The sequence below is a fragment of the Streptococcus suis genome (genome assembly GCA_002831545.1).
Taxonomy (GTDB): domain Bacteria; phylum Bacillota; class Bacilli; order Lactobacillales; family Streptococcaceae; genus Streptococcus; species Streptococcus suis_P.
Genome location: CP025095.1, coordinates 1,272,571 through 1,284,027 on the forward strand (window position 1 = coordinate 1,272,571; position 11,457 = coordinate 1,284,027).

An 11,457-nucleotide genomic window follows, 5' to 3' on the forward strand; every position below is an offset into this window, starting at 1 on the left:
CCTATGATTGAGGTATATCTAGGAAATAATGCCAATACAAATCAAGATTTACTAACTATTTTGACGACCTATGGTGTGACTTATCGTTGTATAAAAGCGTGTGATGTAAACCGTGAAATCTTACTGTCACTCTTTGCGAAAACCACGGATTGTTTTGAGTTGCTATCGCCACGATTTCTTCGCTTTAAACGTCAATATTCGATAAGTTTGAATGAGATGATTCAGCTCATTCTCCAAAAGCCAGACCAGAATCTTCGGTTGCCTCTCATTGTCTGTCAGAATCATGTCTATCCAGCTATTGGGCTAGACGAAGTGCGTACCTTTCTTCCCAGACAGGTAAAAGAAGAACTGTTTCAGGCCAGCCTGATGAAACAAGTGACAGGGTAGGTGTGAAGATGAATGAACGATTTTGGGATAATTTAGAAATCATTCTGGCAGAAAAAGACCTCACTTGGGCAGAACTAGCTCGCAAAGTATTCAACGGTCAATATGTTTATCCAAGTGAGTTTAATCGCCTCTATCAAAAATTACGGCATTACAAATCGAATCGTCTCATGCCACAAACTAGATGGGTTGAGCGAATTGTTCTAGTCTTAGATATTGATTATGAAGATTTATTCAAGAGGTGACAATGATAAGGATAGTGGTGTTTTATCTAGCTATACAGCTAAACGGTCTTCTGGTGAGTTTATACCTGAAAGAGTATCTGACAATAGAGGGTATAGTCTTGCTACAATTGGTCCTATTAAGTGTGACTTGCTTAGAGATTGCCCGTCATAAAACTGTTCAAGCAAAAAATATAACCTTAAGAAATCGCCTAAGATGGTTGCTTCTTGGTTTTGTGTGTATGGTTGCTTTTGCAGTTTTCATCAGTTTCCTATCTTCAGTTCAGACTAGGAATCAAGCGGTATTGTTACAAGTAGGAAAACAGGTTCCTCCTATTATCTTTTTATTATTTCTAATAAATGCAAGTCTCCTTGAAGAGATTGTTTATAGGCAACTGCTGTGGGAAAAATTGACATTCCCTCTTCTACAAATAGGCGTGACCAGTTTTTTCTTTGTTCTATCCCATGGACCCAATCAGATAGGGAGTTGGCTCATCTATAGCTGTCTTGGCTTGACCTTGGCTGCTGTTCGATTGAAAACTGATTGTATGACGGCAATCGCCTTACATTTACTTTGGAATAGTTTGGCTTATGTCGTAACTTTCTTGTGATACCAAAATCAAGAGTGCTTCCGTATTATGGAAGCACCTTATGTTTGATAGGGAATCGAAAAAAGAGGAGGCCACCATGTCATCTGAACAACAAGAACGTCAAGCGATGCAATACGTGGAAAGAAGTAGTTTATTGACAGTCAGAACCCTCTTAAAGCTCTTAGAATGGTCGGCTAGGCAAGCCTTAGCCCAAGATTCAGCTTATAAGATTGGGGTTCAAAAACTGGAAGAACTCCTTCAAAGCCCTTACGCAATTGAAGCGATAGATGTTAGTAAAGACATACTGGATAAGCCAATCGATGTGGAGAAATTTAAGGAGTTGATGGAGTCAGAAAAACTGCCAATCGTAATTAGTTGGCAAAAAGACTATCTCTACTTTTATGCCAAGGATAAGACCTTGCTTGATCATCACTTGGATGAATTGTTGAAGAAACTGATGTCTAATCCAGAGAAGCTAGAAGGTTTAACCTTTGATAAAACCTTGGATCAAGAGATAGAACTGGCCAAAGAGAAAATTAGAGTGACAGAACCTTCGGCAGTCAAAACCAAGGAGGTGACCTTGTAATGTATTCAAGACGAAAAGCATTTGTCTTTGGTCTCTTGGGTCTCGCCTTTGGCTATTTCTGCCATCGTCTAACTCTACTCTATGATAGTTTAACCAATGCCCCACCTATGGAACGATTTGCCTACCTCTTAGGAGAGGGGTTAAATCAGGTTTTCAATCCTTTATGGCTTTTTGCTTTTACTCAAAAATCTCTTCTTGCCTTTATCCTTGGGGTTCTAACGATGACACTAGTCTATCTTTATGTATCGACAGGACAGAAGGTCTATCGAGAAGGGGAAGAATACGGTTCTGCACGATTTGGAACCAGTAAGGAAAAGCGGAACTTTTACAGTAAGAATCCTTTCAATGACACGATTTTGGCTCGTGATGTTCGTCTAACCTTGTTGGAAAAGAAGAAGCCCCTGTTTGACCGAAATAAAAACTTGATTGTTATTGGGGGTTCTGGGGCAGGCAAGACCTTTCGATTTGTTAAACCCAATCTTATCCAACTTAATTGTTCCAATATTGTCGTAGATCCTAAAGACCATTTGGCTGAGAAGACAGGTAAACTCTTTTTAGAAAACGGTTATCAGGTCAAGGTTTTAGACTTGGTTAATATGACCAATTCAGACGGTTTTAATCCCTTTCGTTATGTAGAAACAGAGAATGATTTGAACCGCATGTTAACGGTCTATTTTAACAATACCCGTGGGTCTGGTTCTCGCAGTGATCCATTTTGGGACGAGGCTTCCATGACATTGGTGAGAGCTATTGCCTCTTATTTGGTGGATTTTTACAATCCTCCAGGAAGTTCCAAGCAAGAGCAGGAAGCAAGACGTAAGCGTGGCCGTTATCCAGCCTTTTCTGAGATTGGGAAACTCATCAAACTCTTATCAAAGGGAGACAATCAGGACAAAAGTGTTCTTGAAGTCCTGTTTGAAGACTATGCTAAGAAATATGGTCATGAGAACTTTACCATGAGAAACTGGGCGGATTTTCAGAACTACAAGGACAAGACCTTGGATTCGGTCATTGCTGTGACGACCGCTAAGTTTGCACTCTTTAATATCCAATCAGTGATTGATTTGACGCAAAGAGACACTATGGATTTGAAAACGTGGGGCACTCAAAAGACCATGGTCTATCTTGTTATTCCAGACAATGATACGACCTTTCGTTTCCTATCTGCTTTATTTTTTTCTACAGTTTTCTCCACTTTGACCAGACAGGCTGATGTTGACTTTAAAGGGCAACTGCCGATTCATGTTAGAAGCTATCTGGATGAGTTTGCGAATGTCGGAGAAATCCCAGACTTTGCCGAACAAACCTCAACAGTTCGCTCTAGAAACATGAGTCTAGTTCCAATCTTGCAAAATATTGCTCAACTCCAAGGACTTTATAAGGAAAAAGAGGCTTGGAAAACTATACTGGGGAACTGTGACAGCCTCCTCTATTTGGGTGGAAATGACGAGGAAACATTCAAATTTATGAGTGGTCTATTAGGCAAACAAACCATTGATGTCAGAAGTACCAGTCGTTCTTTTGGGCAGACTGGCTCAAGTTCTACCTCTCACCAGAAAATTGCCCGTGACTTGATGACGGCTGATGAAGTCGGGAATATGAAACGAGATGAGTGTCTTGTACGCATTGCAGGGGTTCCTGTTTTTCGAACCAAGAAATATTTTCCGCTCAAACATAAGAATTGGAAATGGCTTGCGGATAAGGAAACCGATGAACGCTGGTGGCACTATCATATCAATCCCCTAACCGCTGAGGAAGAGGTAGATTTGTCAGGCCATAAAATAAGGGATTTAAGCACAGAAACGACACTACATTAATAGAAATGAGGAATTATATGAATCAAAAACTAACAGGCTTTGTTTACGGAGTGGACGCCAGCTCCATGTTCTCCCAAGCAATGTCTCTATTACAAAAAGGCTTAATTGCAGTAGGAGCCTTTCTTGTTGTCATGGGCATTATCAACCTTTCAACCAATATTAAAGATGGTGGACCAGGTGTCCGAAATGCTATTCTAGAAATTGTTGGTGGGGTCATGGTGGGAGCCGCTGGTGCTTTTGTGACTCAGATTACCATTTAGGGGAGGACTGCACATGACATGATGATGAATTTTACGTCACCTTTTGTATATTTAGCCTCTGAAAAAGTATCTAGCGATAGCCTTTTTGAAGGGTTTCAAGTGGATTTAGAATCGACCGCCAACTTGGTTAAGTCACTAGCGGACTTTAATCCGACGGTTTGGTCTTACATGACAGCCATTACCAAGGGAATTATGCAGCCCTTGGGAGTAGCTATTCTTGCGGTTGTTCTCGTACTCGAATTTTCAAAAATGGCCAAGAAAATCGCAAACTCAGGTGGTGCAATGACCTTCGAAGCCATGGCACCTATGATTGTCAGCTACATCATGGTCGCGGTCGTGATTACCAATACGACGGTTATTGTGGAAGCCATTATTGCCCTTGCCTCTTATGTTATTGAACAAGTGGCAGGTCTTGTCACGAATGGTGGTACTAATTACGATACCATCTCAGGCATTAAGGGATCTGGGATTGTAGGAAAAATGATTATTGGCTTTTTTGCGATTCTCATTTGGTTGGTACGAATGGCCAGTATCATGGTTGTCAATATCTTGATTACCATTCGCTTTATCCAACTCTATCTGATGATTCCTTTTGCCCCTGTTACCATTCCGACCTTCCTTAGTGATGACTGGAGAAGTGTTGGGATTGGTTACCTTAAAAACATTATGGTCTATGCCGTTCAGGGTATTTTGATTTTTCTAATTGTATCTCTTGTTCCCTTGTTTGAATCGGCTGGAAAGATTGCCGTATCAAATGGAGCTGGAGTGATGGAATCACTCGCCATTATGTTTGGTGGCTTGGTACAGGCCATATTGTTAATCATTGCCTTAGTTGGCAGTCAACGAACCGCCCGAAGTATTTTGGGGATGTAGGAGGATGGGAGTAAATTGCCCGCCTCCTCTTTTTATAGCTTATTTAGATTGGAGAACATTTATGAACACACGTGTCTTTAAGGACATCTCAAAGGTTCAACACAGGGCATGGCTGGGATTTACAACTAGACAGGTTATTTTTGTATTTCCAGCCGTCGCCATAACCATTTTGGTATTGGGCTTGAACCTATTTTACTGGCAATTTGGGGATTGGTTTGTCTATGGTTTTGTTTTTAGCTTTACCATTCCACTCATGTTATTTGGGGTCTATCGCCCTAATGATTTACCATTTGAAATCTACCTCAAGTACCGTTTTCATTATGAACTAACGGTGCCAGACCGCACATTTACTGGAAGAAAAGGAGACCAACGTGAAAAAATTAAAACACTCAATGAAACCAAAGACCTCTTCTAATGACAAAAAGCAAAAGACGAAAACACAGAAGCAGGAGATCAGACCTTCTACCGTAAATACGTTAGCCTATCAAGGGCTTTTTCAGAATGGCCTTATGCAGATCAGTCCAAGTTATTTCTCACAAACCTATCTCTTAGGAGATGTCAATTATCAAACAGTTGGCTTAGATGATAAGGGAGCTATCGTGGAGAAATATTCCGATTTAATCAATTCACTGGATGATCAGACCAATTTCCAACTGACCATTTTCAATCAAAAAGTTAATTTGGAAAAATTCCGTAAGAGTATTCTCTATCCCTTGCAGGAAGATGGGTTTGATGCTTATCGTGATGAATTGAATCGCATGATGGATGCCAACTTAGAGGCGGGTGAGAACAACTTTTCAGCCGTCAAGTTTCTTTCATTTGGCAAGAGCGACCAAACACCAAAAGTAGCTTTTCGTTCTCTGTCACAGATTGGGGAATATTTCAAGAGTGGCTTTTCAGAGATTGATGTGGCTCTTGGTTTACTTGGTGGAGAGGAGCGAGTGAATGTCCTTGCGGATATGTTGCGAGGTGAAAATCATTTACCGTTCTCTTACAAGGATTTGACCCTCTCAGGTCAAACTACCAAACACTTTATTGCCCCAACCTACCTTTCCTTTAAACACAAGAATCATATTGAATTGGACGATCGATTATTACAGATTGTCTATGTTCGTGATTACGGTATGGAGCTAGGGGATAAATTTATTCGTGACCTCATGCAGTCAGATTTGGAAGTGATGATTAGCCTACATGCTAAAGGCTCTACCAAGTCTGAAACCATGACCAAGCTACGAACCAAGAAGACCTTGATGGAATCGCAAAAGATTGGGGAACAACAAAAGATGGCTCGGACTGGAATCTATTTGGAGAAGGTCGGGCATGTTCTTGAAAACAATATTGATGAAGCTGAGGCTCTTCTTCAAACCATGACTCAAACAGGAGATAAACTGTTTGACACCGTATTTCTAATTGGCGTGCTGGCGGATACTGAAGACCAACTCAAACAATCTCTTGATATTATCAAGCAAGTGGCAGGGTCTAATGATATGATTATCGATAACTTGACCTATATGCAAGAAGCAGCCTTTAATAGTCTCTTGCCATTTGGGAAGAACTATCTCGAGGGTGTTTCTCGGTCTCTATTGACTTCAAACATTGCCGTGAATGCACCTTGGACTTCCGTTGATATTCAGGACAAGGGTGGGAAATTTTATGGCATCAATCAAATCTCAAGTAATATCATCAGTATTGACCGTGGTAAGTTAAATACTCCGTCAGGTTTGATTTTAGGGACTTCTGGAGCTGGCAAAGGGATGGCGACAAAACATGAAATCATCTCTACTAAGCTCAAGGAAGCAGATTGCGATACTGAAATTATTATTGTTGACCCAGAAAACGAGTACAGCATTATCGGTCAAGCCTTTGGTGGGGAGAGTATTGATATTGCTCCAGATTCCACTACCTTCTTAAATGTCTTAGATCTATCTGATGAGAATATGGATGAGGACCCAGTTAAGGTCAAATCCGAATTTCTCTTGTCTTGGATTGGGAAGCTCTTGGATCGCAAAATGGATGGTCGTGAGAAGTCCTTGATTGACCGTGTGACACGACTCACCTATAAGCATTTTGAGACACCGTCTTTGGTCGAGTGGGTCTTTGTCTTATCCCAACAACCTGAACAGGAAGCTAAGGACTTGGCACTAGATATGGAACTCTATGTGGAAGGGTCGCTGGACATATTTTCACATCGGACCAATATTAAAACAGACAGTCATTTCCTGATTTACAATGTCAAAAAGTTAGGCGATGAATTAAAACAAATTGCCCTCATGGTTATCTTTGACCAGATTTGGAATCGGGTGGTCAAAAACCAAAAGCTAGGGAAGAAGACCTGGATTTACTTTGATGAAATGCAGTTACTCTTATTGGACAAATATGCCTCTGATTTCTTCTTCAAACTTTGGAGTCGTGTCCGTAAGTATGGGGCGATACCGACAGGCATTACTCAAAATGTGGAGACACTTCTATTGGATGCCAACGGCAGACGCATTATTGCCAATAGCGAGTTTATGATTCTTTTAAAACAGGCTAAGAGCGATCGCGAAGAATTGGTACATATGCTTGGACTTTCCAAGGAATTGGAGAAATACTTGGTCAATCCTGAAAAAGGGGCTGGACTAATCAAGGCTGGTTCAACCGTTGTTCCATTCAAGAATAAGATTCCACAACACACCAAGCTCTTTGATATCATGAGTACGGACCCTGAAAAAATGAGGACATGAGATGAAAGAGGATAAAAAGCTAGTCAAACAGGCTAGGCAAAACTTTCGAAGCAACTTAAAATCAGCCCGTATGCATTATCGGAAAGAAGTTAGGACCTTAAGACAGACTGTTCCTAAAAAAGGACGATTTCGAAAATCAGCCCAAAATTCTCTGTTTCAAGATAAGAAAACAGAGTTAAAAGGAAATCTACTCAGTAGCCAAAAGGAAGCAGAAGAGAAGTTCATAAAGGAAATTACCTATGTTTCTCCTAGACTGTTGAAGGTAAAGGAAATCAAAAACTATCGACTTCCGCAAGCTCAAGAACGTTTGCGGACGGCAAGAAAACATCTGTCAGAAGTGAAACTAAGTGAGAAACAGCAGGTAGTTAATCCCAAGTTTACTTTCCAAAAAGAAAATCCTTCCCTGAAGTCTCGCTTTCAGTTTCACCAAGAAAAATCATTTGATCGGCTAAGTGCAGAAAAAGACGTAAGTTTTGCCAAGCGTGAGGTTAAACAACTCAAGAAAGTCCAAAAGACTAAGAAAAACTCTACCAAAGTCAAAGTTGGATTAGGCTTAGTTGCATCTGAATCCCTTGACTTGGTATCACAGGATGATGAATTAGATGGACTTAGAACCCTAAAGGATACTAGCCTGAAAGTCAGACGCTATGGCAGGTTAACCTATCAAGCAGGTAAGGTGGCAGTAAAAAGTGGACAGACTGGTGTGAGGTTTACCAAAACAAAATTTTCTCATGGAAAGGAACGATTCCAGAACTTCAAAAAGGGAAAAGGATTCACACGCCAGAAACCTCTTAAACCAAGAAGACGCTACCAAACCTTTTTAAAGCATGTGAGAAAACAAAGTGTCGCAGGTATCAAAGGAATCGTCCAAGCCATTAAGGGAAGTGTGACTTTCTTTTCTGTCCTTGCGGGAAATCCTTTGACTTGGATTGTCTCAGGCATTCTCTTGATACTCCTTTTGATGATGAGCTTTTTCATGAGTGTTTCAGGTAGTAGTGTCATTCAACAAGATGAGATGGAGTTGACCAAGGCCTATACCCACATGACGTGGGAAGATGCGGAACATACGAGAACCAATGAAAAAGGGATTGCCTACTACACCAAGATTGATGAGATTATGGTTTACATGAATCATCAATACCAAGACTACAAGCTTGACGATTTCATGGAAACAGGTGGTGTGACCTACAAAGCGTTTCTCAGTCAAGTGTGGACAGACTTAGATGGTGGAGATTCTATTAAATCCATGTCTGACTTATATAAAGAACCTACTTACAAGCTGTCTGATGAGGACCAGGAAGAGCTAAAGGAATTGATCGAAGAAGGCAACTATCTAGCCCTTCAAGAATTGGACAATCCCTTTCAGGGACAGACTGACGAGGATAGCTTAAGCATGACCTACCGATATGGGTATGAGGTCATTGATGAGAAACCAACGCTTCATCACCATATCATCTTAGAAGCGAAAGAAGGTCAAGTCATTGTAGCTCCGATGGATGGCAAGGTATCTCTTGATGGAGAGAACGTTGTTTTGACATCTGGTAAGGGAGTGAATAAGACTAAACTAACCTTGTTTGGCATTCATTCAGGTCGAGTGAGTGAAAATCAACATGTCTTGGCAGGAGATATTATTGGTCAGACCAAAGACGGAACGGGTCTAAAAGTCACCTATCAAAAAGTTGATGATGACACGGATAAGTTGGTCTATGTCAATCCAGCTTTCTACTTTCCAAAAGTGATCCAGGTTCAGACCACCATTCTTCCAACTATCGGTCAGTTTGGCGGCGATGAGTTCGAGAGAGCCAAGGCAATTTATGACTATCTTAAAAGCAAAGGTGCGACCAATCAAGCTATCGCAGCCATTCTAGGAAATTGGTCGGTAGAATCCTCTATTAATCCCAAGCGTGCGGAGGGCGACTATCTATCTCCCCCTATTGGTGCGACAGACGGTTCGTGGGATGATGAGGGCTGGCTTTCACTCAATGGTCCAACTATATATAATGGGCGTTACCCAAATATTCTCAAACGTGGTTTAGGCTTAGGCCAATGGACAGATACCGCGGATGGGTCACGCAGACATACCTTATTGCTCGAATATGCCAAAGGAAAACATCAAAAGTGGTATGACTTAGGGTTACAACTGGATTTCATGTTGCATGGGGATAGTTCTTATTACACCAACTGGTTAAAGGACTTCTTCAAAAATACAGGTAGTCCAGCTAGTCTTGCCCAACTATTTCTCATTTACTGGGAAGGAAATAGTGGTGATAAGCTACTTGAACGTCAGACAAGAGCAAGTGAGTGGTATTACCAAATTGAAAAAGGCTTTAGTCAACCCAACGGTGGGACAGCACAAAGTGATCCCAAAGCACTTGAAGCTGTACGAGGAGACCTTTTTGAAAACTCTGTTCCAGGAGGTGGTGACGGTATGGGGTATGCCTACGGCCAATGTACTTGGGGAGTTGCAGCCCGTATCAACCAACTGGGGCTAAAACTCAAAGGTAAGAATGGTGAGAAGATTCCAATTATCAGTACCATGGGCAATGGCCAAGATTGGGTTCGTACAGCCGCAAGTCTCGGTGGAGAGACAGGGACAAGTCCACAAGCTGGAGCTATTCTTTCCTTTGCGGGAGGAGGACATGGTACACCAACAGAATACGGACATGTGGCTTTCGTCGAAAAAGTTTACCCAGATGGCTCATTCCTTATCTCCGAAACCAATTACAATGGCAATCCCAACTACACCTTCCGTAAATTATCTGGAGTGGATAGTAGTTTGAGTTTTGCTTATACGACGAAATAAAAAAAGGATATGCTAACAATAATTGGATTTGTTAGCATATTGTTTTGCAAATATTTCGTAAGAAATTCTACCTTTTAGTTACTTTGATAAGTTTAGTGATATGATATAATACTAAGGAGAGGTTACTGAATATTTTAATGGAAACAATTATTGAAAAAATGAAAAAAGAGTCGAAAACTGGTTTAACTTCTGGGGATCTAGTTAACCATATCTTTAAAAATCATAAAATAGATATTCAAGATGGTGACTCTGTCACACTCTTAAATATGGGATATTATCATGGTTATAAACGATATAGATTCGTTAAAAAATCCAATTCAGATGGGATTCTGCCCCTTTCTTCATTTAAGGAAATTGAAGCAATCTACAATTTTGATATGGAGTTAAAAGGACTATTTTATCCAATAGTAATGCTTGTAGAGACAGCATTAAAAAATCGGACTATCGATTCAATAGTCGCAGAATCTAGTAGTGGGATAGAAGATATATTAGAACATCAATTAGCTTGTTACATGGACTATCCTGAAGACCATGAAAAATATGGTAATAAACTCGATCAGTATAATGAAACTAGACAAAATGTACTGGATACAATTGACTATTACTCAGATAAAAATGAGGTCATTAAGCATTATTTAAAAAGTGATTATCAAATTCCTCTCTGGGCTTATTTTGAAGTTATTACTTTAGGACAGTTTAGTAGATTTTTAGGAAGTTTAACTAAGTCAAGTCGTGAAAAATTGAATCAAGATTTCACGATTATTCCAAATAGGTCAAACTCTCTCGAGTTAGTTGTCAACGCTCTTATTGAGTTAAGGAATGCTACCATGCATAACAGTGCGATTTTTGATGCTAATTTCTCAAGCGGTGTATCTAAAGCACTCAAAAAACAGATAAAACAAGATTTAGGATTATCGACATTTACTTGTGTTTTCATTGAAGATTATTTCATTCTACTAATTTGGACTTTGAACATTTTAAAATTTGACACAGTAGTCCTCAATAACTATATCAATCAATTCAATGAAATTGTTGAACGATTTGATGTTTCCCTCAATAATCGTGATATTCTCTTTAAGATTATCAGTACAAATAGAAAAACATCGATTCAACAATTAAGTAAATTTATTGACGAAAAACGAAATTAATGGTATTATTGTTGTATCGAATTGGGGCGTGCTAGTCACGTCTGGGAGGGTC

11 protein-coding genes are annotated in these 11,457 nt (G+C 40.2%); all 11 read left to right on the forward strand.

Annotated elements, in window-relative coordinates; all coding sequences use genetic code 11:
- Positions 1-3 precede the first annotated feature (3 nt).
- The 11 genes from CWM22_06295 (at position 4) to CWM22_06345 (ending at position 11,405) form a co-directional block, all read left to right on the forward strand.
- Positions 4-387: a hypothetical protein gene (locus CWM22_06295; GenBank protein ID AUC91531.1), complete on the forward strand. Its 384-nt coding sequence runs from the start codon at positions 4-6 to the stop codon at positions 385-387.
- Positions 388-395: 8 nt separating this feature from the next.
- Positions 396-629 carry a transcriptional regulator gene (locus tag CWM22_06300; protein ID AUC91532.1) on the forward strand — a complete coding sequence of 78 codons (234 nt, stop codon included), beginning with the start codon at positions 396-398 and terminating at the stop codon, positions 627-629.
- A 2-nt stretch (positions 630-631) separates the two neighbouring features.
- Entirely contained in the window at positions 632-1,216 is a 585-nt protein-coding gene (locus CWM22_06305; protein AUC91533.1) for a CPBP family intramembrane metalloprotease, read from the forward strand.
- A 76-nt stretch (positions 1,217-1,292) separates the two neighbouring features.
- The gene (locus CWM22_06310) at positions 1,293-1,781 is read left to right on the forward strand and encodes a hypothetical protein (GenBank protein AUC91534.1); all 489 of its coding nucleotides are present in this window, start codon (positions 1,293-1,295) and stop codon (positions 1,779-1,781) included.
- Positions 1,781-3,598: a conjugal transfer protein TraG gene (locus CWM22_06315; GenBank protein ID AUC91535.1), complete on the forward strand. Its 1,818-nt coding sequence runs from the start codon at positions 1,781-1,783 to the stop codon at positions 3,596-3,598. The genes CWM22_06310 and CWM22_06315 overlap by 1 nt, the downstream gene beginning before the upstream one ends.
- 17 nt (positions 3,599-3,615) lie before the next feature.
- Positions 3,616-3,858 carry a hypothetical protein gene (locus tag CWM22_06320; protein AUC91536.1) on the forward strand — a complete coding sequence of 81 codons (243 nt, stop codon included), beginning with the start codon at positions 3,616-3,618 and terminating at the stop codon, positions 3,856-3,858.
- 18 nt (positions 3,859-3,876) lie between these two features.
- On the forward strand, positions 3,877-4,731 hold the full coding sequence (locus CWM22_06325; GenBank protein ID AUC91537.1) for a conjugal transfer protein TrbL: 855 nt from the start codon (positions 3,877-3,879) through the stop codon (positions 4,729-4,731).
- A 61-nt stretch (positions 4,732-4,792) separates the two neighbouring features.
- Entirely contained in the window at positions 4,793-5,146 is a 354-nt protein-coding gene (locus CWM22_06330; GenBank protein ID AUC91538.1) for a PrgI family protein, read from the forward strand.
- Positions 5,124-7,454: an AAA family ATPase gene (locus CWM22_06335; protein ID AUC91539.1), complete on the forward strand. Its 2,331-nt coding sequence runs from the start codon at positions 5,124-5,126 to the stop codon at positions 7,452-7,454. Before CWM22_06330 ends, CWM22_06335 begins: the two co-directional genes overlap by 23 nt.
- A gap of 1 nt (position 7,455) precedes the next feature.
- Positions 7,456-10,257, forward strand: coding sequence for a CHAP domain-containing protein (locus tag CWM22_06340; protein ID AUC91540.1), 2,802 nt, complete (start codon positions 7,456-7,458; stop codon positions 10,255-10,257).
- Positions 10,258-10,394: 137 nt separating this feature from the next.
- Entirely contained in the window at positions 10,395-11,405 is a 1,011-nt protein-coding gene (locus CWM22_06345) for a DNA-binding protein (GenBank protein ID AUC91541.1), read from the forward strand.
- The last annotated feature ends 52 nt before the right edge of the window (positions 11,406-11,457 follow it).

Coding starts and splice junctions, on each gene's coding strand:
- CWM22_06345 (AUC91541.1), top strand. CDS start 10,395: ATGGAAACAATTATTGAAAAAATGAAAAAAGAGTCGAAAACTGGTTTA.
- CWM22_06335 (AUC91539.1), top strand. CDS start 5,124: ATGAAACCAAAGACCTCTTCTAATGACAAAAAGCAAAAGACGAAAACA.
- CWM22_06330 (AUC91538.1), top strand. CDS start 4,793: ATGAACACACGTGTCTTTAAGGACATCTCAAAGGTTCAACACAGGGCA.
- CWM22_06295 (AUC91531.1), top strand. CDS start 4: ATGATTGAGGTATATCTAGGAAATAATGCCAATACAAATCAAGATTTA.
- CWM22_06300 (AUC91532.1), top strand. CDS start 396: ATGAATGAACGATTTTGGGATAATTTAGAAATCATTCTGGCAGAAAAA.
- CWM22_06320 (AUC91536.1), top strand. CDS start 3,616: ATGAATCAAAAACTAACAGGCTTTGTTTACGGAGTGGACGCCAGCTCC.
- CWM22_06340 (AUC91540.1), top strand. CDS start 7,456: ATGAAAGAGGATAAAAAGCTAGTCAAACAGGCTAGGCAAAACTTTCGA.
- CWM22_06310 (AUC91534.1), top strand. CDS start 1,293: ATGTCATCTGAACAACAAGAACGTCAAGCGATGCAATACGTGGAAAGA.
- CWM22_06315 (AUC91535.1), top strand. CDS start 1,781: ATGTATTCAAGACGAAAAGCATTTGTCTTTGGTCTCTTGGGTCTCGCC.
- CWM22_06325 (AUC91537.1), top strand. CDS start 3,877: ATGATGATGAATTTTACGTCACCTTTTGTATATTTAGCCTCTGAAAAA.
- CWM22_06305 (AUC91533.1), top strand. CDS start 632: ATGATAAGGATAGTGGTGTTTTATCTAGCTATACAGCTAAACGGTCTT.